We start from the raw sequence: 25,552 nt of genomic DNA, 5'->3' as shown, positions 1-25,552 counted from the left end.
CCCGGACGGGAGCGGAGTCTTTTGTGTGTTCGGGCCGGCGCGGGCCCATCAGGTCCCGATCATGGAGATCGCCAACAACTTTCGTGGCCGGGGTGGCCGGCGGCTCGCCGATCTGCAGGTCGACCCGGACCACCTCGAGGCGCTGCGCCGCATCGACCTCGAGGTGATCCTCCGCGACGGACTGGCCACCGGTGAATTCGTCGGCATCTCAGCCGATTCCATGGCGCTCGCGGTACGCAGCGCGATCGGTGGTGCGGTGATGCGCGCGACCGCCGATCCCGACTTCGACGTCGTCGCCTACGGGGAAGACCTGGTCACCGCATTCGCGCGCGCTACCGAACCCGGATCACAGAACGGATAGGCACTTGGCAGACATACTCATTGCCGCCTACGGATCGCGCGGCGACATCATGCCGCTGACCGGCATAGCCGGAGCGCTGCAGCGAGTGGGCCATCGGGTGAGCATGACCTGCACACCCGACCTCGTCGACGAGATCACCCCGCTCGGCATCGACGCCCGGCCGGCCGACTTCCGGCTCAACGCCGACGTCGATACGTCAGCCGCCGATCCGCTGAAGCTGGCCGCCGAGATGGTGAAGCCGCGAGGCATGCGACAACTCGGGGCGAATCTGCTTGCCGCCATGTCGGATACCCCTGCCGACATCGTGTTGCTGACCCCGTTCGCCGAGCTGGCCGGTCACCTCTTCGCGGAGGCCCGGGGCATCCCGAGCCTGGGTCTCCGACTGCAGCCGATGTCGGCGACCGGAGACTTCCCGCCGTCACTACTCGGCGCCTGGTCGGCCGGTCGGGTCGTCAACCGTGCCGCCGGCCGGTCGGCGGCACGGTGGTTCGATCGGATCTATCGGACACCGCTGGCCGGGTTCCGCGCCGAGCTCGGCCTACCGCGACGATCCGCGCGGAGTCTACGCAATGCCCGCACTGCAGTGAAATGGCCTATCCCGCACGGGTTTTCCCGTTCGGTGATTCGCACACCGGGCGACTGGCGGCACGGCCTGGAGGTCACCGGCTACTGGTGGCCGCAGGACCTACCGGACTGGACCCCACCGTCGGAACTCGTCGACTTCCTCGACGCGGGTGAAGCGCCCGTGTACGTGGGACTCGGCAGCCTGATGGTGCCGGAGAAGGAGTCGGCTCGCCTCTCCGAGGTGATCGGCACGGCGCTGCGGTCCGCCGGTCTGCGCGGCATCGTCTCCGGCGGCGGCGCCGGCCTGCATGTCGAGGGCGACGACGTCCTCACCGTCGGGACGGTACCCCATTCCTGGCTGTTCCCGAGGATGCGCGCAGCTGTCCATTCCTGCGGCGCCGGGACCACCGCGGCATCTCTGCGGGCGGGACTGCCTGTCGTCGGAATCCCTTCTCCCGGAGGAGATCAGCCGTTCTGGGCGCGACGCCTCGGGCGGCTCGGCGTGAGTGCCGCCACCCTTCCTCGGCCGAAGCTGCGGGCGACGCAACTGGCCGAGGCGCTGACGGCCGCCACAGCCGATGACCGATACCGAGTCGCCGCAGCCCAATTGCGCGACGCAATCCTGGCCGAGGACGGCGCAGACCATGTGGTCGCCACCGTCGACCATCTACTCGCGCGGCCCGGCACGGTCACCGGCAACTGACCATCGCGCTCGCGACTACAGGGTGCCGATACCGGGCAGTTCGATACCCAGCGATCCGTTTCCGCCCTTGACTGCGAAGTTGGTCGTGCAGCCGTTGAGGCTCACATTGTCGACATTCACCTTTCCGGTGCCGCTGTTCGGCTGACTCGAAACGCCGTAGTGCTCGACGACCGTGTTCTTTCCACCCGAGTTGGCCGCCGCGGTCAGTTGCGCAAGAGTGCCGGTCTGACCCCGCTTCAGCGAACCGAGATCACGGGTCGCCCACCACTTGTCGGACGACGCTGCGTCGTACTTGCCCGCAGCATCAGGAGCCGACCAGACGAGTGTCGCGAAACCGTCACCCTGCCCGGTATTTGCGCCGGTCACCCGGAGCTGCCAGTTCGCATTGCCGGCGGACTTCTCGAAGGCCAGCGGCTTGCCGGCCAAGGTCGTCAGCGGCAGCTTGCCGGCCGAATGGTACGACGCCTGACGCGGTACTTCCGGAGTCGTCGTGAACTGCAGCGAACCGTCCTGATCGACGACGTTGGTGGCGACGATCTTGCCCGCCTGCCCGCGCTCATCCGAAAAGCTGTTCCCCCACCCGTTGGGGGCCGACGGTGTTGCGGTCTTTGCACAGTTCGTCGGCGATAACGGAGCGGCCGTTGCCACTCCCGACGTCACCATTCCCGCCATCGACGTGGCGCCGATCATGGCACCGACAATCATTGTGCGGCTGAGTTTTTTGTTCACTGCGCATTCACCTTTCCCGAGATTCGTGACAATGGATCACTTTTGGCGAACGTAACAAAGGCGACCGGCGAAATTCCACCCCATGATTGATTCACTTACCGAAATGTCGCGATCGGAAAAGCAAATACCCCCGCTGCGCTGGGCATCCCGATGCTGCGGTGCAATGCTCGGGCAGGCATGATCGAGGCGGTGAGCACCATCGTGTTTGTCCACGCCCACCCCGACGATGAGGGCACCGCCACCGCCGGCAGCATGATCCGCGCATCCCGCGAGGGTCACCGGGTGGTGGTCGTCTACTGCACCGACGGGGACCCTGGTTCCGGTGGCGAGAATGGCGCACCACTCGACTTGGCACCAGGTGAGACGATCGCGACCCGGCGGCGCGGCGAGGCGGAGGCGTCGGCGGCCATCACCGGCACCGCGCGCCTGGCGTGGCTCGGTTACGCCGATTCCGGGATGACCGGCTGGGCGCAGAACCACACCGACGGCGTTTTCTCGCGCGTCCCCGTCGATGAGGCGGCCCGACGCCTGGCCGACATCCTCGACGAGGAATCTGCCGATGTCGTGGTGGGCTACGACTGGCACGGCGGTTACGGGCATCCCGACCACATTATGCTGCACCACACCGCCCGCGCCGCAACGGATCTCGCCACGAAACGCCCGCGCTATCTGGAGGTCACGATGAACCGCGACCTCATGCGCAACCTCTTCGTGCTGGCGACCGAGATGGGGATGGACGGATTCGATCCGGACACTGCGGGCGACGACGGCAATCCCATCGGCACCCCCGAAGCCGAATTGCATTGGGCCGTCGAACTCGGTGACGACGTGGCGGCCAAACGCGAAGCGCTGGCCTGCCACGCCAGTCAGAGCGACGTCCGTCAGCTGCTGGCCCTACCGGTCGAGGTGTTCCCGATCGCCTTCGGCACCGAGCACTACCTCGAACCGGGCCGGCCACCCGGCATGGTGCGCGGGTGGTGGCTCGACGAGGGTTGACTCTCGCTTCACACCCCGACAGCGGCTCCGGTCAGCGGTGGATAGGCCGCCAGCACAGCATTCTCGGTGTCGCTGAAAGCCCTTGCCCGCGAAAGGAAGCGGACACCTTCAGGCGCCTCGAGGCTGAAGCCGGCACCCCGGCCCTGCACGACGTCGAGGATCAGCTGGGTGTGCTTCCACAGCTCGAACTGGTCTCCGTTGATCCAAACCCGCACGGCTGGAATCGGTTCCGGGAGGTCGATCTCGCCGACGAGGACATCACGTTGTCCCACACGGTATTCGCCCACCGGGTAGCACATGGGGGCCGAGCCGTCACAGCATCCACCGGATTGGTGGATCATGAGTCCGCCGTGCAGCTCCGATAATTTCGTCAGGAGCTGCACGGCGGCGTCTGTGGCGACCACCCGATCAGGAACATTCTGTTCGGTGGTCATCGTTGCACCTCTTCTTCTTTAGAAGAATCCCTTCGCGTTTTGAGCGTATCCGACCAGCAGGTTCTTGGTCTGCTGATAGTGCTCGAGCATCATCAGGTGGTTCTCACGACCGATACCGGACTGCTTGTACCCGCCGAAGGCGGCATGCGCCGGGTAGTCGTGATAGGTGTTGGTCCACACGCGACCGGCCTGGATCTCACGGCCGGCTCGGTAGGCGGTCGCGCCGTCGCGGCTCCACACGCCGGCACCGAGACCGTAGAGGGTGTCGTTGGCGATGTGGATGGCGTCGGCGTAGTCCTTGAAGGTCGTGACCGCGAGCACGGGCCCGAAGATCTCCTCCTGGAAGATGCGCATCTTGTTGTGGCCTTCGAACACGGTCGGCTTGATGTAGTAGCCGCCGGAGAGGTCGCCGCCGAGGTCGGCGGGTTCGCCACCGATGAGGACCTTGGCGCCCTCTTCCTTGCCGATGGCCAGGTAGGAGCTGATCTTCTCGAACTGGTCGTTGGAGGCCTGTGCGCCCATCATCGTCTCGGTGTCGAGCGGGTTACCCTGCTTGATCTGGCTGACCCGGTCGACGGCCTTCGCGATGAAGTCGTCGTAGATGTTCTCCTGGATGAGCGCGCGGCTCGGGCAGGTGCACACCTCGCCCTGGTTGAGCGCGAACATCGAGAAGCCCTCGAGTGCGCGGTCGAGGAAGCCGTCGTCCTTGCTCATCACGTCGTCGAAGAAGATGTTGGGGCTCTTGCCGCCGAGTTCGAGGGTGACCGGGATGAGGTTCTCCGAGGCGTACTGCATGATCAGGCGGCCGGTGGTGGTCTCACCGGTGAATGCGATCTTGCGGATGCGGTTGCTCGAGGCCAGCGGCTTACCGGCCTCCACGCCGAAGCCGTTGACGACGTTGAGCACACCGGCGGGCAGCAGGTCGCTGATCAGGCTCATCACGTACAGGATCGACGCCGGGGTCTGCTCGGCCGGCTTGAGAACCACCGCGTTGCCGGCGGCCAGTGCCGGTGCGAGCTTCCAGACGGCCATCAGGATCGGGAAGTTCCACGGGATGATCTGACCGACGACGCCGAGCGGCTCATGGAAGTGGTAGGCGACGGTGTCCTCGTCGACCTCCGAGATGGAGCCCTCCTGGGCGCGTAGTGCGCCGGCGAAGTAGCGGAAGTGGTCGATGGCCAAGGGGATGTCGGCGGCCAGCGTCTCGCGGACGGCCTTGCCGTTGTCCCAGGTCTCGGCGACGGCAATCTTCTCGAGGTTCTCCTCGAGGCGGTCGGCGATGCGCAGCAGGACCAGCGAGCGTTCGGCCACCGGTACCTTGCCCCACTGCGGTGCGGCCTTGTGGGCGGCGTCGAGCGCGAGGTCGATGTCCTCCGCGGTAGAGCGCGCGACCTCGCAGAAGGTCTTGCCGTCGACGGGAGACGGGTTCTCGAAGTACTGGCCCTTGACCGGCGGGGTCCACTGGCCACCGATCCAGTTGTCGTAGCGCGACTCGAAGCTCATGACCGAGCCTTCGGTCCCCGGCTTTGCGTAGACAGTCATGTGGTGTTACTCCTCGCTGTCGGCCTCGCCTCTCGACGAGGGCCTATGTGGATGTCACAGGAGCCACTGACGGGCTCACATGTGATCTGTTGCACAGAGTAGGAGCGGGTTGGTTGCACACACGTTGCAGCGGTTGCAACGGATCGTCGTCGCAGGTCGGGGCGGTGCGGAAAGCTGTACGAGTGGGCACCCGGGGGTGTGCTGTGCGCATCGTCGGCCCGCCGAAACCGGAACACCCCAGCCAGCCAACCCACACCATCCACCCGACGTGCCCACCCGGTACAGATCCGAACCGGACCTACACCCCGTAACGCCGATCCAGCAGCCGGATCCGTCCGCCGACCACGGCGCGGTCGGGGTCACTGACGGGCAACCGGTGTTCGAGCCGGCGCCAGGCGACGAGGTCGTCGCGTCCGTGGATCGACGACGTCCACTTCCGCAGGGCTCCCACCTGGCCTTCGGCGATGACCCTCGAACGCACGTCCTCGCGCAGTTCCTCGAAGATCTCGACGATGCCGGGTGCGGTCGATTCGACGAGCAGACCACCACGGCCCAGCTCGTCGATCACCGATTCCAGATCGCCACCCGAGGCGACACGTTGACGCAGGTCGCCGACGTCGGACCACATTTCGACGGTCAGGCGGTAGGGCCGCGACTGCACCACGTCGTCGCCGAGATCGCGGCGCAGCCGGGAGATCTCGGCACGCACCGTCACCGGGTCAATTCCGTCTTCGGCCAGCTTGAGCGCGAGTTGCTCGGTGTTGAGGCCTTCCGGAAATGCTTGCAGCAGAAGGAGAATCTCGGCATGGCGCCGCGACAGGCTTCGCGACTCTGGTGCATGGCGATGCCATCGGTAGCCGTTGTCGGTGAGCACGGTGAGTCGTGGACCCGCGGCTTCGAAGGTATGCGGGTCGCCGAGATCGATGGCCTTGGACTGCAGTTCACGTTCGACGGCGGCCACCACCGAACGCACCGCGGCAAGCGCGAACGGCGCGGCGACCTCCCGCCCACCGGTCACATCGATCACGCCGATGACGTGCCCGGTCAGCGGGTCGTGGACGGGGGCGGCCGCGCAACTCCACTCCTGCACCGGTCCGGCGAAATGTTCGGGACCCACCACCTGCACGCCGCGGTCGACGGCGAGCGCAAGCCCGGGGGCGTTGGTGCCGACGACGTCCTCGCTCCACACCGAGCCCTCGACGAAGTTGATGTGTCCGGCCTTGTCGCGGGCCGTGGACTCGCCTTCGACCCACAGCAGCCGGCCCACCTGATCGGTCAGCGCGACCACCACACCGGAGTCGGCGATGGCGTCGACCATCAGCGACTGCACCAGAGGACGGACGGCGGTGATGGGATGCGTGGCGCGGTAATCGGCGAACTCGGCGTCGCTCATCGCGGGCACCGACGACTCCGGAACCGCGTCGCCGGGATCGATACCACGATTGCGCGACCGGACCCACGACTCCCGCACGACCGACCGCACAGAGTCGGCAGGCGGCGTGACCCCCGACAGGAAGTCCTCGTACGCCTGCCGGATCCGGGAGGACACGGCGGCAGCGTCGCTCATTCGTCCTCCGTCGCTTGCCTGGTCTATGTTCCGATTCTGCCGTGCCGAGTGTGATCTCGGCAACAAACAGCCCGGCCGACGCCGCCCACCCAAGTGGACTAACGTGGTCCCCCGACGGTGTTCTCCGTATACGTGTGGCACCAGGATAGCGCGGGCGCTGCCCTGCGCGTCGTGTCGGTCAAAGATGACACATGGCCTCCCACCTGGACAGATGAAGGCTTACGCTGCCCAGATGAAGCGGGTGCTGATGTCACTCGGGGTCGCCGTGCTGGCCCTGATCGGCTTGGCGGCGCCTCTGATCCAGTTAAGCGACGACGCCGATCCGACGGTCGACCCGGTGACCATCTCCGACTATCGCGCCGACTACCGCATCGCCCACGACGGGGAACTCACCGCGCGGGAATCGATCAGCACCCTGTTCCCCCCGTCGCGCCATGGAATCTTCCGTTTCTGGGACGTCACCGACGCCGCCGATCCCCATGTTCGCTACATCCCCGACGCCATCGCGGTGACCCTCGACGGCCATGCCGTCCCGGTCGAGTTGAGCTGGGAAGCCAACCGGCGGTTCCGTGTGGCCAAGATCGGCGATCCCGACAGCTACCTCTCGCCGGGCATGCACGTGTTCGTCATCACCTACCGGGTCGACGGTGTGCTGGCGCCGGCGCGCGGGGGCACCTCCGGCACCGACGCCCGCTTCCTCTGGCGGGTGGTGCCCGACGGAAGGCGGATGCCTATCACGCGGTCGGAGACCCGCATCGAACTCCCCGGAAAACCACTGGCCGCCGCCTGCCGTGTAGACGACGGTGCACCCTGCACCATCACCGAGAGCGGTCCCCGGTCTCGCATCGTGACCACCGGAGCGCTGCCCCCGATGACGGGTGTGGCGTTCCGCGCCGACCTGCCGTCGGCCGTACCGGATCGCACCGCCACGCCGTGGTCGCAGTACTTCGACGCCGTCCTCGGCCGATCCCTGCGCACCGTGATTGCACTGGTCCTCGCGTCCCTGGTCCTGTTCGGCGCCGGCGTCGCGTGGGTGCTCCGCAGTCGTGAGTCCACACCGCCGCAGCCGGTGATGGTCGTTCCGCCGGCGGATCCGCTGCGACCGGACTCCGCTCTCGGACCGGTGCAGACCTACTTCGCGACGCACGGTGATGCCGCGACGGGCCCTTGCGGCGACGTTGCTGTATCTCGCGGACCGTCGCCTCGTCCGGCTCGACCGCGACGGTGACACCTGGACGATCACCTCGCTCGTCGGCGCCGACGGGTGGGAGCGGGTCGACGAGGTTTCCCGTTCCGTGGGCCCGAACTGGGGCTGTCGGCCGGTGCCGGGAGCACATTTGTGGCCGACGGTTCACTCGAGGCGGGGGAGATCCTGCGATCGGCCGGCTACGAGTTGTCCGCGACGACCTCGTCGTGGTCGAGGAGCGTGGGCGCCTTCACCCGCAACCGCTCCGAGCGGATCGGACGCCCGGTGGTGATCCTCGCCTTCCTGATCGCTGCGGTACTCCTCATCGGGCAGTGGCTTCCGTTCTCGCTACTCGTGGCCCCGGTTGCCGCCTTCGCCGTCGGGGGCGCCGGATTGTGGGCAGCCGGCTCGCGCACCAGACGAACCCAGCTCGGCCGCGACATATGTTCGCGCGCAGGCGGATTCGAACGTCTGCTGTCGGCGCCGTCGAATCCGGGACGGCTGGAGTTCGGCACCCGGAAGGAGCTCTACAGCGACTACCTTCCCTACGCGGTGGCCTTCGACTGCGACGACGCGTGGGCGCAGAAGTACCGCGCGGCCACCGCTGCCGAACCACCCACACCGCTGTGGCTCGTCTCCGTCACCGGCCACGACGGCTCCTACGGCTTCCTCGGCGGTTCGGGCATCGACAGCTTCGAGTCGAGTCTCTCGTCGTCGCTGTCGGCGTACGCCGCGAGTCAATCGGCGTCGTTGAGTACGGGTGGCGGCAGCTTCTCCGGGGACGGTTTCTCCGGGGGCGGGGGTGGTGGTGGGGGCGGTTCGTGGTGATGACGCCGACCCGTGGCGGGCGAGGTGACGGTTTTCTGCGGATCTCCTCGACTGAATCGCGCCGTGAACGCCCGCGGGGTCATACCGGTGACCTTGTGAAAGTCGCGTACGAGGTGCGCTTCGTCGGAGTAGCCGAGGTCGGCGGCCATCGCGGCCAGCGTGGTGGAGTTGTCGCGCAGCCGTTCTGCCGCCTTCTGCAGACGACGACGCTGGATGAGCCATCGGGGGGTCAGTCCGAGTCGTCGCCGGGTGAGACGTTGCAGACTGCGTTCGGTGAGATGGAACCGATCGCAGATCTGACTCAGTGCAATCACCGACGAGTCGTTCTCCACGAAATCGACGATCCCGTTGATCAGATGGCCGTCGTCGTCGATGGGCAGATGCGGTGCCAACCAGTCCTCGACGACCCTGGTCGCCGCATGTTGCGCCGACTCGTCGGCCGGATTCGGTGCCATCCGTGCGCGTATCCCGTCGGCCAGCGCGGTGCCGCGGTCGCCGAAGACGTGCGACAGTTCGTCGTGCCGGTCGGTCCACGCGTCCACCGAGCCGCCCACGAGCAATCCGCCCGCGGCCGGTGTCAACATCACGCCGACGCCCCAGCCGTCGCCGGTCAGGACGGTCTCACTCAGGCCGGTCACCACGCCGTAGAACCGGGCGTAGGTGTCGCTGACCACCATCAGACACACCGGATACTGCAGCACCCGTTGCGGGGCCTCGGCCCCCTCCGGAACCGACCACACCGGCACCCAGAACCGTCGCACCAGGTCACCGAGCTCCGGCGATGGTCCCCATCGGCCGATCCGGTAACTCGCGTCCGCGGGGTCGACGAGATGCGCCCGTTCGACGTCATCGAGCCGATCACCGCCGGATCTGTCGCGAATGTTCAATCCTCACCCGTCCCGCTCGCTGTTCACTGACATCATGACTTCCTCCACCGACACCTCAGCATCCCTTGCCGACCGCTACGCCGGCCTCGCCGCCGGCTTCGGCGCCGTCCTCGACGCCGTCGGCCCCGACGACTGGACCGCACCGTCACCATGCGCCGGGTGGACCGCCCGCGATGTGGTCGCGCACGTCATCGACACCCAGCGCGATTTTCTCGCCGGACACGACGTCGACGCCGGGCCCGCCCCATCGCTGCACGACCCCGCCGCGGCCTGGCGCAGCCACAGTCATCGCGTCGCCGGCGCGGTGGCCGACCCCGACATCGCCAACCGCTCCTTCGACGGACACTTCGGCCCGACGAGCGTCGGCGAAACCCTGCTCCGCTTCTACGGATTCGACATGGTCGCCCACCGCTGGGACGTCGCCACCGCCGTCGGCGCCGAGCTGCGATTCACCGACGACGAACTGACCATGATGGAGACCGCCGCCGACGGCTTCGGTGAGGCGCTCTACAGCGACGGCGTGTGCGAACGCGTCGAGATTCCCGACGACGCCGACCGCCAGACCATCCTGCTCGCCCGGCTGGGACGCCGGAGCTGAACACCTGCCGTCCCTCCACCCGCTGATCGAGCCGGCACGGTCGAGCGAAGCGAGACCGAGCCGGCCCCATCCCACCCCGCTGGCCGAGCCGGCCCCATCCCACCCCGCTGGCCGAGCCGGCCCCATCCCACCCCGCTGGCCGAGCCGGCCCCATCCCACCCGCTGGTTGAGCCGGCACGGTCGAGCGAAGCGAGACCGAGCCGCGTCGAAACCACCCGCAAGCCGACGATGTCCGCGCCCAGCGAGTGCTCCCCGGTGGTCGCGAACATCGTTGTCTCACTGTGGTTTCGACGCGCGGCGGGCTCGCAAGCTCGCCCGTCGCGGCTCAACCAGCAGAGGGATCGGGACGGCTCAACCAGCAGCGGGATCGGGACGGCTCAACCAGCAGTGGGATCCGGACGACTCAACCAGCAGCGGGATCCGGACAGCTCAACCAGCAGTGGGATGGGGTCGGCTTCAACCAACAGGGCGGCGCGCTCAACCGGCCGGGTGAGACGTCGATCCGCCCTATCGGTAGGCGACGGCGGGATCGTCGGTGTCGACGATGTCCACCCCCAATGGCAGCAGCGAGATCGGCACCATCTTGAAGCTGGCGATGCCGAGCGGGATACCGATGATGGTGACGCACAGCGCTATTCCGGTGGTGATGTGGCCGAGGGCGAGCCACCAGCCGGCCACCAGAATCCAGATCACATTGCCGATCATCGACATCGAACCCGCGGTCGGCTTGCGCACCACGGTGCGGCCGAAGGGCCACAGCGCGTAGTTCGCCATCCGGAAGGAGGCGATACCGAACGGGATCGTGATGATCAGGATGACGCAGATGATGCCGGCCAGTACATAGCCCACCGCCATCCAGAACCCGCACAGCACGAGCCAGATCACGTTCAGAATTGTCTTCATGAGCCCATTCTTCCCGAAGCCCGCGCGGTGAGCGCCGATATGCTGGCCGCATGACCGGGCGGGGACGTGAGGCGGTGTGGGCCGTCGTGACGACACTGATACTGGTGGTGCGCATTCTGGCCACCATCGCGCTGGTACTGCTCGCCCTCGGCTGGGCCGTCGCGGCCATCCGCTCGTCGCTGGACAACGTCTTCCTCTGGCCCGCCGTCGGCGCCGGTGTTGCGCTGTTCCTCAGCACGTACCTGTACAGCTATCTGCGGGTACGGTATCCGCGGCGCAACGGATGGATTCCGTGAAGCCCGAGACCCCGGTCACCCCATCCACAGCCCCCGCCGGTCCGAATACCGGGCATGACACCAACCGATCGGTCGAGCAAGCGCCGGTCCCCGCAGCCCCCATCCGCGTCCCGACACACCGTGCCCGGCCGGTCCACCCCGCCGAGATCGGTCGCGGTCATCGGCAGCGGCGTCGCCGGCCTCACCGCCGCGCACATCCTCTCCGCACAGGCGCAGGTCACCCTCTATGAGTCCGACGATCGGCTCGGCGGACACGCGCACACCCACCGGGTACCGATGCCCGACGGCACTCACCTCGCCGTCGACTCCGGCTTCATCGTGCACAACGACCGCACCTACCCCACCGTGTCCCGGCTGTTCGACGACCTCGGTGTCGCCACGCAGGACTCGGACATGTCGATGTCGGTGTCCTCGCAGATCAACGGCCTGGAGTACGCAGGGGCGTTGGGCATCTCGGGCCTGTTCCCGACACCACGCAACCTCGTCCGCCGGCACTATCTGGCGATGCTGGTGGAGATCAAACGGTTTCACCGCGAGGCCCGCCGGCTCCTCGACGACGCGTCGTCGGGCTCCGACGAACCGCTCGACGACTTCCTGATCCGCACCGGTTTCTCCGGCTACTTCCGCGACAACTTCCTGTATCCCCTGGTCGCCGCGGTGTGGTCGTGCAGCGACGCCGACGCCGGGCGCTACCCCGCCCGATACCTGTTCACCTTTCTCGACCACCACGGCATGCTGTCGGTCTACGGTTCCCCTACCTGGCGGACCGTGGTGGGCGGTTCGATAACCTACGTCGACGCCGTCGCCGCCGAGATCACCGCCCGCGCGGGCAGCATCCGCACCGGCGCGGCGGTCACCCGCATCGACGACGCGTCCGACGGCGTCTGGCTCACCGCCGACGACGGCTGCGGCCCAACACTATTCGACGCCGCGGTGATCGCCACCCATCCGCATCAGGCACTGCGGATGCTGACCGCGCCAACACCCGCCACCCAACGAACCCTGGGCGCGATCCGCTATCTCCCGAAACCCGCTGTGCTGCATTCGGACACATCACTGCTGCCCCGGGCGCGGCGTGCCTGGGCGTCGTGGAATCAGCAGATCCGGGTCGACGCGGGTGAGGCCGGCGTCGGGGTCGCCGTCACCTATGACCTCACCCGTCTGATGCGGCTACCGACGAGCAGACCACGCATGCTGGTGACCCTGGGCCGCACTGATCTGGTGAACCCGAGAGCGATCCACGCCGAGATGACCTATGAGCATCCGCTGTACACGACCGAATCCGTTGCTGCCCAGCGCCTTCTACCCACCATCGACACTGATCGGATCGTCTTCGCCGGCGCCTATCACGGGTGGGGTTTCCACGAGGACGGTGCCGCATCCGGCGAGCGTGCGGCCGCCCGGCTCGGTGTGCGCTGGGACAGCCGGCCCACCGAGGTGGTGCCGGCATGACCGGTTCCGGCCCCCGAGCCGGCACACCGTCGCTGGTCCCCGCCACCATCGGGCACCTTCGGCGCACCCCGGTGCGACATGGATTCACCTACCGCAGCTACTCGTGGTTCATCGACATCGACGACCTGCCGCACCCGCCACGGCCACTGGGCCCCTTCGCCCGGTTCGACGCCGACGATCACTTCCCCGAACCCGCCACTCCCGGTGCGTCACTGCGTGATCGACTCGAAAGCCACCTGCGTCAGGCGGGTATCGACCCACCCGACGGGCCGGTGACCGCCCTGCTCTCGGCCCGGGTCGCGGGACACGTGTTCAACCCGTTGAGCGTCTTCTGGTGTCACCGGGCCGACGGATCACTGCGCTACGTGGTGGCCGAGGTGCACAACACCTACGGCGAACGTCACTGCTATGTGGTCACCACCGACGCCGCCGGACGTGCCCGCGTCGGCAAGGAATTCTATGTGTCACCGTTCAATCCCGTCGAGGGTGCCTACGAGCTGTCGCTACCGGAGCCGGGACCCGACGGTCGCGTCGCCCTGTCCGTGACGTTGCATCGCGACGGACACGCACCGTTTGTGGCCACGCTGCGCGGACACACCGTCGCGGCCACCACGCGCGCGTTACTGGCCGCGCAGATCCGCACTCCGCTGGCACCGCTCGTCGTATCGGCCCGAATCCGATTGCAGGGCATCAGACTCTGGGCGCGGCGACTGTCCGTCGTGCCGCGTCCGCCCCATCTGCTCACCCACACCGTTGCCGCGCCCACACCCGACACCGAGGAGGTCCGTCGATGAACGTCCCCATTCGCCACCCCGGCTCCGCCGTCGGCCACCCGGTGGACGCGCAGCGCTGGCCCGACGTCGCATCCGTCCCCGCCGGACCCACCGCCCGGGTGCGGTCGGCCGCTGCAGCCGCGTTGTTCCGGCGCGCCACACGCGATCTCGGTATTCGCGTCGAGTACCCGGACGGCACCCTCGGTGGCGCCGACACCGACGGGGTCCTTCCCCGGATGATCGTGCGGCGGCCCGACGACTTCTGGCGGCGACTCGGCAGCGGCGGACTCATCGGATTCGGTGAGGCCTTCATGGCCGGCGACTGGACCACCGACGACCTGGTCGGTGTCCTCACCCCGTTCGCGACCCGCGCCGCCCGGCTCGTTCCCGCGACGTTCCAGCCATTGCGGTCCCTGGTCCTCCCCAAACAGCCTGCGGCCGAGGAGAACACACCGACGGGTACGCGCACCAACATCGCACGCCACTACGATCTGTCCAACGCGATGTTCGCGACCTTCCTCGACGAGACGATGACCTACTCCAGCGCCGTGTTCGACGATGTCTCCGCGCCGGCGCGCTGGGCGGATCTCGCCGACGCACAGCGCCGGAAGATCGACCGGTTGCTCGACCTCGCCGGGGTCGGACCCGGCACCCGTCTCCTCGAGATCGGCACGGGCTGGGGCGAATTGTGTATCCGCGCGGCCGCCCGCGGCGCCGACGTGTATTCGGTGACACTCTCCACCGAACAGCGCGACCTCGCCCGCGACCGCGTCGCGCGTGCCGGATACGCCGACGCCGTCCGCATCGACCTGCTCGACTATCGAGCGATTGAGGGCACCTTCGACGCCGTCGTGTCGGTGGAGATGATCGAGGCGGTCGGTGACAAGTACTGGCCCGCCTACTTTTCCACCATCGACCGATTGCTGGCTCCGGGCGGGCGGGTGGCCATCCAGGCGATCACGATGCCGCATGAGCGAATGGTGGCCTCCCGCAACACCTACACATGGATCCACAAGTACATCTTCCCCGGCGGGCAGCTCACCTCGGTGCCGGGTCTGCGGGCAGCGGTGCGTCGGCACACCTCGCTGCGGATGACCGGCGGAACCGCCCTGGGCGTCCACTATGCGGAGACGCTGCGGTTGTGGCGGGAACGTTTCCTCGCCGCCGACGACGAGGTCGCCGCCCTCGGCTTCGACCACACCTTCGCCCGGATGTGGCAGTTCTACCTGGCCTACTCCGAAGCCGGGTTCCGCGCCGGCTATCTCGACGTCTACCAGTTCGTCTTCGCGCGCGAGGAGTCATGATGACCGGGTGGGCCGGATTCGCCGTCCTCACCGTCGCCGCCCTGATCCTGCTGGCGGCCATCCAAGCCGTCGCCTTTGCCATCGGGCATCGGATCGGCCGCTACAACGTGGTCGACGTCGTGTGGGGTCTGGGATTCGTCGGAGTCGCGTGGCTCGCCCTTCTGCTCGGCGACGGTGATCCGTTCCGGCGCTGGCTGTTCGCGATCCTCGCCGCCGTGTGGGGCCTGCGATTGTCCTGGCACATGCACGTCAAGTCCCGGGGCAAAGGTGAAGACCCCCGTTACACGGCGATGCTGGAACGAGCCGGCGGTGGCACCGGCACCGTGATCCGCAAGGTCTTTGCCACACAGGGAATCTCCCAGTGGTTCGTGTCGTTGCCGATCCAGGTCTCGGCGATCCTCGGCCCCGGCGACGGTGTCGCGACCATCCTGCTCTGCCTCGGAATTCCGTTGTGGCTGACCGGCTTCGCCTTCGAAGCGGTCGGCGACGCCCAGCTCCGCCGCTTCAAGGCCGACCCCGCCAACAAGGGGGCGATCATGGATCGGGGCCTGTGGGCCTGGACGCGCCACCCGAACTACTTCGGTGACAGCTGTGTGTGGTGGGGTATCTATCTGTGTGCCGCGGGGGTGTGGCCGGCGACGCTGACGTTACTGTCCCCGATCGCGATGACCTACTTCCTCGTCTATGCGACCGGAGCCCGCCTCCTCGAACAGTCGATGTCGAAGCGACCCGGGTATCCGGAGTATCAGCAACGCACCTCCTACTTCCTGCCGCGCCCGCCGCGGCGGACATCGGAGGCCTGATGACCGCATCCGCCTTGAGGGCCCCACCCGCGGACATTAACCTGATAGCCGATGACCGCAGCCCCAATCTCCGTCGACCCGGCCTCCGCCTCCTCGGAGCGCCGATGACGCCATCGCAGGCAACCGACCTGCCGAGGCTCGCCGAACTGTTGTCGCGGATCGCCGACGGCGACGACGGCGCGTTCGCCGAGTTCTATGACGCCACCGCAGCGCGGGTGTACGGCATGGTGTTGCGCGTCCTGCGCGATCCCGGTTACAGCGAGGAGACCACTCAGGAGGTCTTTCTGCAGGTGTGGCGGTCGGCGGGCTCCTATTCCGCCGATGCCGGGTCGCCGTTGTCGTGGTTGATCACGATGGCTCACCGGCGGGCCGTGGACCGGGTGCGCAGTGAGTCGGCGTCTTCACGCCGCGACATCCGCTACGCCGCTCAGGCGCAGGAGTCGCCGTTCGACCTGGTGAGCGATGCGGTCGGGTCGTCGGAGACCGCCGAGACCGTGGTCGGCTGCCTGGGGTCGCTGACCGACGTGCAGCGCCAGTCGGTGGTGCTCGCCTATTACGAGGGCCTGACCTACCGGGAGGTCGCCGAGCGTCTCTCGGTGGCGTTGCCCACGGTCAAGAGCCGGATCCGTGACGGAATGATCCGGTTGCGTCGTTGCCTGGGGGGTGCCGATGTCTGACGACAATCGTCCCGGCGACGACACGTATGCCGAACTGCTCGAGTTCGCACCGCTCGTCGGTCTCGACGCGCTCGCCGCAGCTGAGCTCGACGAGCTCGAACAGCGACTCGCCACCGCGCCCGATGACATCCGCGCGGAGTTCCGCCGGCAGGTCCTGGCCACCCGCGAGGCCATGACCACCGTCAGCGCCGCCACCGCCACCCCACCGCCGGCGCAGTTGCGCGACGCCATCCTCGCCGCCGCCCGGTCGGGCGACGATCGGCAACGCGAACAACCCGTCGAATCCCCGCCCGAACCACAGTCCGACGAGAACGGTGCTGCCGTGACGCAGTTGCCGGATCGACGACGCCGAATCGTCTATCTGGCCGCCGCAGCCGTCGTGACCGTCGCGGTCGGGGCGATCGGGTGGGCGATCGGTCACTCGATGACGTCGTCGGACAGCCCGACGACGAACACCCCGGAGCAGGTGTTCTCCGCTCCCGACCTGAAGTCCACGTCGGCCGATGTGGCCGGCGGCACCGCGACCGTCTACTACTCCCCCGACGTCGGGGCCGGGGTGCTCGTGATGACCTCGGTTCCCCCGCCGAAACCGGGCACGGTGTATCAGATGTGGCTCGTGGGCCCCGACGGTCCGCGCTCGGCGGGCACCATGACCGACAAGGATGTCCACGAGGTGACCACCGCACTGTTGCCCGGCATCAGCTCGGCGCAGACGCTCGGATTCAGCGTCGAACCGCCGGGCGGGTCGTCGACGCCGACGTCGCCGATGGTCGCGCAGATCGATCTGCGCTGACGCGGCTCACTTGAGAAGCTCGCGCAGGGTGTCGAGCGTGTCGGCCTGCTCGGGCGTCTTGTCCGGGCGGTAGCGCATCACCCGCGCGAAACGCAGCGCCACTCCGCCGGGATAGCGTGAACTGCGTTGTACCCCATCGAGTTCGATCTCGACGACGATCTCCGGACGCAGGTAGACGGTGTGGGCGTCGCGGTGGGTCTCGTGACGCGGGAACTCCTCGGTCTGCCAGCGCAGGAGGTCGTCGGTGAGTCCCTTGAAGGTCTTGCCGACCATGATCGGCGCTCCGCCGCCCGAATCCCGCGCGCCCAGATGCAGATTCGACAGGAAGCCGGTGCGGCGTCCCGATCCCCACTCGGCGCCGAGCACCACCAGGTCGAAGGTGTGGACGGGTTTCACCTTCTGCCACGCCTTGCCGCGTCGGCCCGCGGTGTAGGTGCCGGCCAGCGATTTCACCATCACACCTTCATGGCCGTCGGCGATCGCGGCGTCGAAATGCGCCGCGGCCTCCGCGGGCGTCGGACGGATCACCGACGGGATCCGCAGATCCGGCGCGATGCGGTCGATCGCCGCGAGCCGCTGCGCCAGCGGCCGGTCGATGAGGTCGACGCCGTCGAGATGCAGACAGTCGAAGAAGAAGGGGCGCAACACGCGTTCGGCGCCCCGTTCGCCCGCGCCGCCGGACCCGAATCTGCTCATCGTCTCCTGGAACGGCCGCGGCCGGCCGTCGTCGGTGAGGGTGAGCGTCTCACCGTCCAGAATCACTGTCTCACAGGGAAGTCCGGCGACCACCTCGACAATGTCGGGCACTCGCGTGGTGACGTCGTTGAGGGTGCGGGTGTAGACGGTGATGTCCTCGCCGCGCCGATGCACCTGGATGCGGGCCCCGTCGAGCTTGTAGTCGACCACCACGTCGGTCCCGAGCAGGGTCAGTGCGTCGTCGAGGTTCTCGGCGGGCGTCGCCAACATCGGTGAGACACCGCGGCCGACCTCCAGACCGACTCCGGCCAGTGCCTCGGCCCCGCCGGACACCGCCAGGCCGGCGGTCACCGGCAGCGATCCGGTCAGCATGTGGGCGCGCCGCACGAGTGCCAGGTCCTGCCCGGAGGCCTTCGCGATGGCGTCGGTCATGACCCCGGCCAGGGCACCCTGCCGGAGTTCTCCGGTCAACAGCGCGACGAGGAACCGCTGTTCGGGTTCGGTGGCCGCAGCGAACATGGTCGCGATGATCTCCGCGCGCCGGGCCGCCGACCCGGTGCCTGTCGCAGCGGCCAGCGCGCTCAACGCATCGTCCACGTCGCCGACGGTCAGTGATGGCGTATCAGCCGGTGCGGCTTGAAGCTTCGCGAGGGATCGCCAGCCGACGCCGAGCCTGCCCTGGGGGATCTCGCCGGACAGCCACGCCACCACGACGGGCAACTCCGCCGGCGACGCGGAACCCAGCAGACCGGCGAGCACCGCGGTCTTGCGCAACCGTGAGCGGTCGCCGGCGACACTCGCCGACGCCTCGACGACCTCGTTCAGTTGCACGTCGCTCCCGTCTCCCTACCGCTACTGCGCACCCTACCGCTCGGCGTGGTGCCGACGGCCCGCTCAGCCCGGCTCGGCGCCGGGAAACTGCTGCTCGTAGGCGCGCACCGCGGCCCCGACGGTCGGATATACGTGGTCGGGGTCGAGGTCGGCGAGAATGCCCTCCTCGAGAAGCGCGTTCTGTAGTTCCGGGTCGACGCCGGCGAGGACGAAATGCGCCCCGCGCGAGTGGACGAAGGTGATGAGATCACTCAACACCGACGACGCCGAGTAGTCGACATCGCCGATCACGGTGCAGTCCAGCACCAACCAGCGCAGCGGATCCGGCGCCGCACGCACCAGGCCCATCACGTCGTCGGCGAATCGGCTTGCGTTGGCGTAGAACAGATCTGCGTCATAGCGGAACACGATGAGACCGGGCAGCGACTGCTGGCCCGGGTGAGCCGGCTGGTAGCGGCGGGTACGGCCGTGATCGGCGACGCCGACGACGAAACGTTCCGGACGGTACTGCCGGCGGACGATCTCCAGCAGCGAGACGGCCATCGCGGTGAGGATGCCGTTCTGCACGCCGACGATCACCACCACCACGGCACTGACCACGGCGATGCCGAACTCGATCCGCCGCACCTGCCACATCCGTCGGAAGGCGTGCACGTCGATGAGATTGACGGCGACGACGGCGACGATCGCCGCCAGCACCGCGTCGGGCAGATTCGCCAGCGCACTGGTCGCAAACAGCACCACCAGCAGGGTCACGGCTACCATCGTCAGGTTCGCGACCTGGGTCCGGCCGCGCTGATCGTCGAGCAACTGCGTCTTGGTGGGGCTGCCGTTCACCACGAAGGCCGAGCTCAGTCCGGCGACGATATTGGCCGCCGACAACCCGACGATGTCGCGGTTCACGTCGGCGGTCGCACCGTACTTCTGTGCGAAACTGCGTGCGGTGGCGGCACTCTGGGCGAGGATGACGATCGCGCAGCCGATCGCGACGGTGGCCGCCTTGGGCAGATCGTGCCAGGCGAAGCCGTCCGGGAGCCCGAGTGCCGGCAGGCCGCTCGGGACCGACCCGACCACCTCGACGTCGTCGCTCCACCCGAACACGGAGACGACCACGATGGAGACCACCACCACCACGATCGCCGCCGGTGCCCGCGGTGCCCAGCGTCGTCCCGCGATCAGCACCGCCAGGGTGGCCACGGCGAAACCGACTGCCGCCCAGTCGATGGTGCCGAGTTCGGACAGCACCACGTACCAGCGGTACCAGACCCGGCCGTCGGCGCCGTGGACGCCGAGCATCCCGGGCAGCTGCCCGGTGAGCACACTGATGCCGGTTCCGGCGAGGAAGCCGACAAGTACTGCGGTGGAGAGGAAGTCACCGAGAAACCCCAGACGCAGGATGCGCGCCAGGGCGAGCAGCACCCCGGTGACGATCGCGATGATGCCCGCCCACGCCAGCCACTGTTCGCTGTCCGGGGTCAGGCCGGCCACCCCGAGCCCGGCGATGCCCGACGCGAGCAATGCCGCGGTCGCGGAGTCGGCCCCGACGACGAGCTGCCGCGATGCCCCGATCAGCGCGAAGGCCAGGGTCGGCAGGATGATCGTGTACAGACCGGCCACCAGCGGGACGTGCGCAATCGAGCTGTAGCCCATGCATTCCGGTATCGCGACGGCCGCCAGGGTGACGCCGGCCAGGATGTCGGTTCGCAACCACGCCATGCGGTAGCCGACCATCCAGGGCGGCAGCAGCGTGCCGACGACGGGAAGGTGTCGCGCGGGCGACTCCGACGGAGTGGTCACCGGTCAACGGTAGGCGCAATCCTCCCCTACTTTCGTCTCCATCAGCGAGCGTCGGGCGGCTCAACGAGAGGAAGGGTCAGGCACCCACACCCACCCGCTCATCGGCCGTCTCCGCCGACCGTTCGCGGCCCAGGTACCTGTCGAGCGCCAGCCTCCCCGGTCCGATGAAGACCAGGAGCAGCAACGCCCAGCAGAACAGTGCCGCGGAATCGCCGTCGTTCTGGATGGGCAGGAGCCCATCGCCCTGGTGCTTCCAGAAGTACGCCACCGCCATCGAGCCGGACCCGATGAACGCGGCGATGCGCGTCCCGACCCCGAGCATGATCAGCAGCCCGCCGACGAACTGGATCGCCCCGGCCCACCAGGACGGCCACGCGCCGAAGTCGGCGGTCTGCCCGCTGTACGGCGCCACCGGCCAGGCGAACAACGTGGAGGTGCCATGGCAGAAGAACAGAAAGCCGACGACCACGCGAAAGACCGAGATGGCCCATGGCGATGCCTTATCTAGTCAGGTAAGCATTACCTATGAATGCACTATCGCCCCGATCTGCGCTACTCGGGCGTGGGTTCAGCTCCCCCGCTTTATCCACTCCTCGAGATGCGGCGACTCGGTGCCGACCGTCGTGCCGTCGCCGTGGCCGGTGTAGACCTTGGTCTCCGGGTCGAGGGTGAAGATCTTCTCCTGGATCGAGGCGATGATCGTCGGGAAGCTGGAGTAGCTGCGGCCGGTCGCGCCGGGACCGCCGGAGAACAGGGTGTCGCCGGAGAACAGGACACCCGCCTCGGGGACGTGGATCACCGACGAGCCCGGCGAGTGGCCGGGCGTGTTGATGATCTTGAGCCCCGTGCCCGCAACCGAGATCTCCTGTCCGTCTTCGAGATCGGCATGCTCGACGTCGGGATGCGTGTCATTCCACAGCATGTCGTCGCCGGGGTGCAGCAGGATCGGCGCACCGGTTTCCCTCGACAGTTCCGGGGCGACGGTGATGTGATCGTTGTGGCCGTGGGTCAGCACGATCGCCTTCACCGTGCGGTCGCCGACGCCGGCGAGGATCGGCTGCGCCGAATGCGCGGCGTCGATGATGATCACCTCGTCGTCGTCGCCGATCAGCCAGATGTTGTTGTCGACATCCCACGTGCCGCCGTCGAGTGAGAAGGTGCCGGAGGTGACGACGTTGTCGATGCGCAGTGCGCCGCTCACAGCTCCACCACCGAGCGCAGCACCTTGCCGGCCTCCATCGCGGAGAACGCGGCCTCGACGTCGTTCAGACCCACTCGCTCGGTGACGAACTTGTCCAGCGGCAACCGACCCTGCTCGTAGAGATCGACGAGCATCGGGAAGTCCCGCTCGGGGAGGCAGTCGCCGTACCACGACGACTTGAGCGCACCGCCACGGGAGAAGAAGTCCACCAGCGGCAGTTCCAGCGTCATCTCCGGGGTGGGCACCCCGACGAGCACCACGACGCCCGCGAGATCACGCGCATAGAACGCCTGCTTGTAGGTCTCCGGACGGCCGACGGCGTCGATCACCACATCCGCGCCGTTGCCGCCGGTCAGTTCCTGCACCGCGGTCACCACGTCGTCGACCTCGGCGCCGTTGATGGTGTGGGTGGCACCGAGATCGGTGGCCCACGCCAGTTTCGCCGGGTCGCGGTCGATCGCGATGATCGTGGTCGCACCGGCCAGGCGCGCGCCCGCGATGGCCGCATCACCCACGCCGCCGCAGCCGATCACCGCCACCGAGTCACCCCGGCCCACGTTGCCGGTGTTCATCGCCGCACCCAACCCGGCCATCACACCGCAGCCGAGCAGTCCGGCCACTGCCGGATCGGTCTCGGGATTGACCTTGGTGCACTGCAATTCGTGGATCAGCGTCTTGTCGATGAACGCCCCGATACCCAGCGCCGGGGTCAGCTCGGTGCCGTCGGTCAGCGTCATCGCCTTCGACGCGTTGAAGGTGTTGAAGCAGTACCAGGGCCGACCGCGCTTGCAGGCCCGGCACTCACCGCACACCGCGCGCCAGTTGAGCACCACGAAGTCGCCGACCTCGACGTGGCTGACATCGGAGCCGACGGTCTCGACGATGCCGGCGGCCTCATGTCCGAGGAGGAAGGGGTACTCGTCGTTGATGCCGCCCTGCTTGTAGGCGAGGTCGGTGTGGCAGACCCCGCAGGCCTGGATCTTCACGATGACGTCGCGGGGACCCGGATCGGGAATCACCACGTCGACGACCTCCGTCGGCGCGCCCTTGCTGCGCGAGATGACTCCCTTGACCGTCTGTTCCGACATTCCGCTTTCAATCCTCTCGATGACAACTCTGAACCGCTGACAACTGTGGACAGCCCGCGGGCAGTCCGCTACGCGTCCCAGTCTTGTGGCGGCCGACAACACATGCATTTACCCGAATGGATGGTTCTGCCTATCCGAACGTACAGGGGGCGCGGTTCAACCGGCGGTGATTCCGGCGCGGGCGGCGAGCAGGCCCGCCTCGCCGCGATTGGAGACGTGCAACTTCTGCAGGATCGAGGTCACGTGGAACTTGATGGTGTTCTCACTGACGCCGAGCTCGGCGGCGATCGATTTGTTGCGCCTGCCCAGAGCCAGGTGCCCCAGGACCTCCCGCTCACGCGGATTGAGGGCCGACAACCGCTCCTCGTCGGGCCGCCGCTGTGCCTCCTCGAGCTGGATCCGCACCGTCACCCGGCTTCCCCAGCCGGCGAGGGTCTCCACCTCGAGCCGGCCGCCGAGGGCACCGAGGCGACCGCCGAGCTGACTGCGCAGACCGCTGCCGTCGAGGTCTCCATTGCCCTGATCCCGGACGTCGATGACCAGATCGCCGTCGACACACTCCCAGGCGACCCGTACCCGGCTGTGCTGCTGCGCAACCCCGAAGGCGACGGTCACCGTCCGCACGATCGCCCGTGCGGCGTGCGCGATCTCACCCGGGATCGTCCGTCCGCCCCCATCCGGCCCCACATACTCGACGTCGATTTCCCATTGCCGCACAACGGGTTCCAACTCATCGCGCAGTCGGTCGAAGGCGGCGGCGAGGGCCTCGGTGGCCAGCTTGCGGTCGGTGTCGCCGACCCCGCGCAACGAGATCAGCGCGGCCGACGCCGTCTCGGCTGCGGTGGACCGTGCGGCACGATCATCGATGTCGCGCGAGCGCAGAACGGACAGGATCGAGGCCAGGGTGTCCTCGTGGGCCTCGGTAAGCTGGGCGATGGTGCGGGCACGCTCGCTCGACGCGGCTCGCGATTCGGCCAGGTAGTCGGGACTGGCCTGGGACACCTGCTGCCGGATCGACACGGCGACGAGCGCAAACCACCAGCGGATGACCTCGGTGGGCACCGTCGGCCGGATGGCCCGGGCACCCCGTTTGGCCACCAGCACCAACAGGGTGTCCGTCTCGTCGCGGACCATCAGGACCGGTCGGCGTTCGCCGGCGAGGACGACGTCACCGATCACCACATCGCCGGGCGACACCGATTCCTTGGCGGCGTCGAGTTCGTCGATGCTGACCCGGTCCACCAGCTCGGCGGGCCCGGCCACCTTGCGTGGCCGGCCGGTGCACTCCCGCGTGTAGATGACCAGCGCATCATGCGGGCAGGCCGCTGCCAGGAATCGCGAGAACCGGTTCGCGATCTCCGGCAGCGGCCCTTCGAGCACGAGGTGCATCGCGCGCCACTGCCTGAAGTCGGTCCCGTCAGCTGTCGTCACAGAGCCATTGTCCCCGACGACACCGACGACACCGACGGGCGCTCAATAGGTGATCAGCGGTTTGACGATCCCGTCCTGTTTGGTCGCCATTATCTCGAAGGCGTGCTCGACGTCGTCGAAGGCGAACCGGTGAGTGGTCATCGGCGTCGGGTCGACCTTGCCCGTCGTCATCAGACTGAACAACCGGCGCATCCGATCACTGCCGCCGGGACACAATCCGGTGCGAATCGTCTTGTCTCCCATGCCCAATCCGAAGGCGGGGAGGTCGAGCTGCAGCGGTGCCGGGTTTTCGCCGTGGTAGCCGATGTTGGACAGGGTCCCGCCGGCCTTGAGGCAGGCGAGCGCGGCTTCGAAGGTCTGCGGGAAACCGAGGGCCTCGATCGAGGCGTCGGCACCCTGACCGCCGGTGAGATCCATGATCTGCTCCACCGGGTCGCCCTTGGTGAATCGACGACGTCGTCGGCACCGAACCGCTTGGACAGTTCCACGCGTCCGGCAGGGATTCGACGGTGATGATGCGGCCCGCGCCGCGCAGCCGCGCACCGATCGTCGCGCACAATCCCACCGCCCCCTGGGCGAAGACGACCACGGTGTCGCCGATCTCGATCTGGGCGTGTTCGGCGCCCATCAGTCCGGTACTCAGCATGTCGCAGGCGTAGACCGCCGCGTCGTCGGCCAGGTCGTCGGGGATCGGCGCGAGGTTCGCCCGGGCCGTGGGGACCAGGAAGTACTCGGCCATGTTGCCGTCGACCTGCGCGGTGTACTTGTAGCCGCCGAGCAGTCCACCGCATTGGCTGGTGAAACCGCGCTGGCAGTAGCTGCACTCGAAGCACGGCGTGACCGCGTTCACCGCCACCCGCTGTCCTTCGGTGAAGCCGGTGACCTCCGATCCGAGTGCGGCGATCACCCCGACGGACTCGTGGCCCAGGGTCCGGCCGTTCTCCACCGGCAACGCACCTTTGAGGTGTGCACGTCGGAGGTGCAGATGAGCGATGCGGTGGTCTTGACCAGCGCCTCATTGGGGCCGGGTGCCGGAATCGGCTTCTCGACGATGTCGGTCTTGCCGATGTCGAGCATGGTGAAGGTCTTCATGTGTTCAGTCATGACCGTTC

Annotated in this window: 27 protein-coding genes and 2 pseudogenes; 14 read left to right on the top strand and 15 right to left on the bottom strand. The window is 67.8% G+C overall.

Features of this window, described 5'->3' with window-relative positions:
• The first annotated feature begins 25 nt into the window (after positions 1–25).
• Positions 26–361 carry a hypothetical protein gene (locus GBRO_RS00565; protein ID WP_012832056.1) on the top strand — a complete coding sequence of 112 codons (336 nt, stop codon included), beginning with the start codon at positions 26–28 and terminating at the stop codon, positions 359–361.
• Positions 362–365: 4 nt separating this feature from the next.
• A complete protein-coding gene (locus GBRO_RS00560; RefSeq protein ID WP_012832055.1) occupies positions 366–1,628 on the top strand; it encodes a glycosyltransferase in 1,263 nt (420 codons plus the stop codon).
• 15 nt (positions 1,629–1,643) lie between these two features.
• On the opposite strand, the gene GBRO_RS00555 is transcribed toward GBRO_RS00560, so the two are convergent.
• On the bottom strand, positions 1,644–2,333 hold the full coding sequence (locus tag GBRO_RS00555; protein WP_115311632.1) for a hypothetical protein: 690 nt from the start codon (positions 2,331–2,333) through the stop codon (positions 1,644–1,646).
• 213 nt (positions 2,334–2,546) lie between these two features.
• On the opposite strand from GBRO_RS00555, the gene GBRO_RS00550 reads away from it, so the two are divergent.
• Positions 2,547–3,353, top strand: a complete 807-nt coding sequence (locus tag GBRO_RS00550) for a PIG-L deacetylase family protein (protein ID WP_041920096.1) — start codon at positions 2,547–2,549, stop codon at positions 3,351–3,353.
• An 8-nt stretch (positions 3,354–3,361) separates the two neighbouring features.
• Here the strand turns inward: GBRO_RS00550 and GBRO_RS00545 are convergent, their stop codons facing one another.
• The 3 genes from GBRO_RS00545 to GBRO_RS00535 form a co-directional block, all read right to left on the bottom strand.
• Positions 3,362–3,787: a DUF779 domain-containing protein gene (locus GBRO_RS00545; protein ID WP_012832052.1), complete on the bottom strand. Its 426-nt coding sequence runs from the start codon at positions 3,785–3,787 to the stop codon at positions 3,362–3,364.
• An 18-nt stretch (positions 3,788–3,805) separates the two neighbouring features.
• The gene (exaC, locus tag GBRO_RS00540) at positions 3,806–5,329 is read right to left on the bottom strand and encodes an acetaldehyde dehydrogenase ExaC (protein WP_012832051.1); all 1,524 of its coding nucleotides are present in this window, start codon (positions 5,327–5,329) and stop codon (positions 3,806–3,808) included.
• A gap of 298 nt (positions 5,330–5,627) precedes the next feature.
• The gene (locus GBRO_RS00535) at positions 5,628–6,896 is read right to left on the bottom strand and encodes a GAF domain-containing protein (RefSeq protein ID WP_012832050.1); all 1,269 of its coding nucleotides are present in this window, start codon (positions 6,894–6,896) and stop codon (positions 5,628–5,630) included.
• Between the two features lie 232 nt (positions 6,897–7,128).
• On the opposite strand from GBRO_RS00535, the gene GBRO_RS26690 reads away from it, so the two are divergent.
• Both GBRO_RS26690 and GBRO_RS26685 read left to right on the top strand, forming a co-directional pair.
• Positions 7,129–8,124, top strand: coding sequence for a DUF2207 domain-containing protein (locus GBRO_RS26690; protein WP_227892828.1), 996 nt, complete (start codon positions 7,129–7,131; stop codon positions 8,122–8,124).
• Positions 8,125–8,235: 111 nt separating this feature from the next.
• A complete protein-coding gene (locus GBRO_RS26685; protein ID WP_227892827.1) occupies positions 8,236–8,910 on the top strand; it encodes a DUF2207 family protein in 675 nt (224 codons plus the stop codon).
• 50 nt (positions 8,911–8,960) lie between these two features.
• Here the strand turns inward: GBRO_RS26685 and GBRO_RS00525 are convergent.
• Positions 8,961–9,791: pseudogene (locus GBRO_RS00525) on the bottom strand (helix-turn-helix domain-containing protein); the annotation flags it as partial.
• A gap of 40 nt (positions 9,792–9,831) precedes the next feature.
• On the opposite strand from GBRO_RS00525, the gene GBRO_RS00520 reads away from it, so the two are divergent.
• Positions 9,832–10,395, top strand: coding sequence for a maleylpyruvate isomerase family mycothiol-dependent enzyme (locus tag GBRO_RS00520; protein WP_012832048.1), 564 nt, complete (start codon positions 9,832–9,834; stop codon positions 10,393–10,395).
• 507 nt (positions 10,396–10,902) lie between these two features.
• Here the strand turns inward: GBRO_RS00520 and GBRO_RS00515 are convergent.
• Positions 10,903–11,298, bottom strand: a complete 396-nt coding sequence (locus GBRO_RS00515; protein ID WP_012832047.1) for a YccF domain-containing protein — start codon at positions 11,296–11,298, stop codon at positions 10,903–10,905.
• A 50-nt stretch (positions 11,299–11,348) separates the two neighbouring features.
• Between GBRO_RS00515 and GBRO_RS00510 the strand changes: the two genes are divergently transcribed.
• The 7 genes from GBRO_RS00510 to GBRO_RS00480 all read left to right on the top strand — a co-directional run bounded on the left by GBRO_RS00510 (position 11,349) and on the right by GBRO_RS00480 (position 17,396).
• A complete protein-coding gene (locus GBRO_RS00510; protein ID WP_012832046.1) occupies positions 11,349–11,594 on the top strand; it encodes a hypothetical protein in 246 nt (81 codons plus the stop codon).
• 54 nt (positions 11,595–11,648) lie between these two features.
• Positions 11,649–13,046, top strand: a complete 1,398-nt coding sequence (locus GBRO_RS00505; protein WP_012832045.1) for an NAD(P)/FAD-dependent oxidoreductase — start codon at positions 11,649–11,651, stop codon at positions 13,044–13,046.
• Positions 13,043–13,840 carry a DUF1365 domain-containing protein gene (locus tag GBRO_RS00500; RefSeq protein ID WP_012832044.1) on the top strand — a complete coding sequence of 266 codons (798 nt, stop codon included), beginning with the start codon at positions 13,043–13,045 and terminating at the stop codon, positions 13,838–13,840. The genes GBRO_RS00505 and GBRO_RS00500 overlap by 4 nt, the downstream gene beginning before the upstream one ends.
• Positions 13,837–15,123, top strand: coding sequence for an SAM-dependent methyltransferase (locus GBRO_RS00495; RefSeq protein ID WP_012832043.1), 1,287 nt, complete (start codon positions 13,837–13,839; stop codon positions 15,121–15,123). Before GBRO_RS00500 ends, GBRO_RS00495 begins: the two co-directional genes overlap by 4 nt.
• On the top strand, positions 15,123–15,926 hold the full coding sequence (locus tag GBRO_RS00490) for a DUF1295 domain-containing protein (RefSeq protein WP_012832042.1): 804 nt from the start codon (positions 15,123–15,125) through the stop codon (positions 15,924–15,926). Before GBRO_RS00495 ends, GBRO_RS00490 begins: the two co-directional genes overlap by 1 nt.
• 104 nt (positions 15,927–16,030) lie before the next feature.
• Positions 16,031–16,603, top strand: coding sequence for a sigma-70 family RNA polymerase sigma factor (locus GBRO_RS00485; RefSeq protein ID WP_041919645.1), 573 nt, complete (start codon positions 16,031–16,033; stop codon positions 16,601–16,603).
• Positions 16,596–17,396 (top strand): anti-sigma factor, encoded by an 801-nt coding sequence (locus GBRO_RS00480; protein WP_012832040.1) that lies wholly within the window; start codon positions 16,596–16,598, stop codon positions 17,394–17,396. Before GBRO_RS00485 ends, GBRO_RS00480 begins: the two co-directional genes overlap by 8 nt.
• A gap of 6 nt (positions 17,397–17,402) precedes the next feature.
• On the opposite strand, the gene GBRO_RS00475 is transcribed toward GBRO_RS00480, so the two are convergent.
• The 7 genes from GBRO_RS00475 to GBRO_RS26680 all read right to left on the bottom strand — a co-directional run bounded on the left by GBRO_RS00475 (position 17,403) and on the right by GBRO_RS26680 (position 24,869).
• Positions 17,403–18,923: an ATP-dependent DNA ligase gene (locus GBRO_RS00475; RefSeq protein WP_012832039.1), complete on the bottom strand. Its 1,521-nt coding sequence runs from the start codon at positions 18,921–18,923 to the stop codon at positions 17,403–17,405.
• Between the two features lie 63 nt (positions 18,924–18,986).
• Positions 18,987–20,639 carry a SulP family inorganic anion transporter gene (locus GBRO_RS00470; RefSeq protein WP_012832038.1) on the bottom strand — a complete coding sequence of 551 codons (1,653 nt, stop codon included), beginning with the start codon at positions 20,637–20,639 and terminating at the stop codon, positions 18,987–18,989.
• A gap of 157 nt (positions 20,640–20,796) precedes the next feature.
• Complete coding sequence (locus GBRO_RS00465) at positions 20,797–21,189, bottom strand: DoxX family protein (protein WP_012832037.1); 393 nt, start codon at positions 21,187–21,189, stop codon at positions 20,797–20,799.
• 99 nt (positions 21,190–21,288) lie between these two features.
• A complete protein-coding gene (locus tag GBRO_RS00460) occupies positions 21,289–21,921 on the bottom strand; it encodes an MBL fold metallo-hydrolase (RefSeq protein ID WP_012832036.1) in 633 nt (210 codons plus the stop codon).
• A complete protein-coding gene (locus tag GBRO_RS00455) occupies positions 21,918–23,009 on the bottom strand; it encodes an S-(hydroxymethyl)mycothiol dehydrogenase (protein WP_012832035.1) in 1,092 nt (363 codons plus the stop codon). Before GBRO_RS00455 ends, GBRO_RS00460 begins: the two co-directional genes overlap by 4 nt.
• Positions 23,010–23,165: 156 nt before the next feature.
• Positions 23,166–24,398 (bottom strand): helix-turn-helix transcriptional regulator, encoded by a 1,233-nt coding sequence (locus GBRO_RS00450; protein WP_012832034.1) that lies wholly within the window; start codon positions 24,396–24,398, stop codon positions 23,166–23,168.
• An 84-nt stretch (positions 24,399–24,482) separates the two neighbouring features.
• Positions 24,483–24,869, bottom strand: a complete 387-nt coding sequence (locus GBRO_RS26680; RefSeq protein ID WP_227892826.1) for a zinc-binding dehydrogenase — start codon at positions 24,867–24,869, stop codon at positions 24,483–24,485.
• Positions 24,870–24,949: 80 nt separating this feature from the next.
• Between GBRO_RS26680 and GBRO_RS26675 the strand changes: the two genes are divergently transcribed.
• Positions 24,950–25,099, top strand: coding sequence for a hypothetical protein (locus GBRO_RS26675; RefSeq protein WP_223372973.1), 150 nt, complete (start codon positions 24,950–24,952; stop codon positions 25,097–25,099).
• Between the two features lie 83 nt (positions 25,100–25,182).
• Here the strand turns inward: GBRO_RS26675 and GBRO_RS26670 are convergent.
• Positions 25,183–25,347, bottom strand: a pseudogene (locus GBRO_RS26670) (alcohol dehydrogenase catalytic domain-containing protein); the annotation flags it as partial.
• Positions 25,344–25,544 (bottom strand): hypothetical protein, encoded by a 201-nt coding sequence (locus GBRO_RS26665; RefSeq protein ID WP_223372972.1) that lies wholly within the window; start codon positions 25,542–25,544, stop codon positions 25,344–25,346. The gene GBRO_RS26665 and the pseudogene GBRO_RS26670, both read right to left, overlap by 4 nt.
• Positions 25,545–25,552 lie beyond the last annotated feature (8 nt).

Origin of the sequence: Gordonia bronchialis DSM 43247 (genome assembly GCF_000024785.1) — a bacterium.
GTDB lineage: Bacteria > Actinomycetota > Actinomycetes > Mycobacteriales > Mycobacteriaceae > Gordonia > Gordonia bronchialis.
This window is presented reverse-complemented; position numbering and strand designations above follow the sequence as displayed.

What these genes read in the sequence shown, in the direction of transcription:
- GBRO_RS00535 (WP_012832050.1), bottom strand. Translation starts at nt 6,896, where the DNA reads ATGAGCGACGCTGCCGCCGTGTCCTCCCGGATCCGGCAGGCGTACGAG.
- GBRO_RS00515 (WP_012832047.1), bottom strand. Translation starts at nt 11,298, where the DNA reads ATGAAGACAATTCTGAACGTGATCTGGCTCGTGCTGTGCGGGTTCTGG.
- GBRO_RS00470 (WP_012832038.1), bottom strand. Translation starts at nt 20,639, where the DNA reads ATGGCGTGGTTGCGAACCGACATCCTGGCCGGCGTCACCCTGGCGGCC.
- GBRO_RS00450 (WP_012832034.1), bottom strand. Translation starts at nt 24,398, where the DNA reads ATGCACCTCGTGCTCGAAGGGCCGCTGCCGGAGATCGCGAACCGGTTC.
- GBRO_RS00510 (WP_012832046.1), top strand. Translation starts at nt 11,349, where the DNA reads ATGACCGGGCGGGGACGTGAGGCGGTGTGGGCCGTCGTGACGACACTG.
- GBRO_RS00495 (WP_012832043.1), top strand. Translation starts at nt 13,837, where the DNA reads ATGAACGTCCCCATTCGCCACCCCGGCTCCGCCGTCGGCCACCCGGTG.
- GBRO_RS00490 (WP_012832042.1), top strand. Translation starts at nt 15,123, where the DNA reads ATGACCGGGTGGGCCGGATTCGCCGTCCTCACCGTCGCCGCCCTGATC.
- GBRO_RS00455 (WP_012832035.1), bottom strand. Translation starts at nt 23,009, where the DNA reads ATGTCGGAACAGACGGTCAAGGGAGTCATCTCGCGCAGCAAGGGCGCG.
- exaC (WP_012832051.1), bottom strand. Translation starts at nt 5,329, where the DNA reads ATGACTGTCTACGCAAAGCCGGGGACCGAAGGCTCGGTCATGAGCTTC.
- GBRO_RS00520 (WP_012832048.1), top strand. Translation starts at nt 9,832, where the DNA reads ATGACTTCCTCCACCGACACCTCAGCATCCCTTGCCGACCGCTACGCC.
- GBRO_RS26690 (WP_227892828.1), top strand. Translation starts at nt 7,129, where the DNA reads ATGAAGCGGGTGCTGATGTCACTCGGGGTCGCCGTGCTGGCCCTGATC.
- GBRO_RS00555 (WP_115311632.1), bottom strand. Translation starts at nt 2,333, where the DNA reads ATGATTGTCGGTGCCATGATCGGCGCCACGTCGATGGCGGGAATGGTG.
- GBRO_RS00500 (WP_012832044.1), top strand. Translation starts at nt 13,043, where the DNA reads ATGACCGGTTCCGGCCCCCGAGCCGGCACACCGTCGCTGGTCCCCGCC.
- GBRO_RS00480 (WP_012832040.1), top strand. Translation starts at nt 16,596, where the DNA reads ATGTCTGACGACAATCGTCCCGGCGACGACACGTATGCCGAACTGCTC.
- GBRO_RS00485 (WP_041919645.1), top strand. Translation starts at nt 16,031, where the DNA reads ATGACGCCATCGCAGGCAACCGACCTGCCGAGGCTCGCCGAACTGTTG.
- GBRO_RS00545 (WP_012832052.1), bottom strand. Translation starts at nt 3,787, where the DNA reads ATGACCACCGAACAGAATGTTCCTGATCGGGTGGTCGCCACAGACGCC.
- GBRO_RS00505 (WP_012832045.1), top strand. Translation starts at nt 11,649, where the DNA reads ATGACACCAACCGATCGGTCGAGCAAGCGCCGGTCCCCGCAGCCCCCA.
- GBRO_RS26665 (WP_223372972.1), bottom strand. Translation starts at nt 25,544, where the DNA reads ATGACTGAACACATGAAGACCTTCACCATGCTCGACATCGGCAAGACC.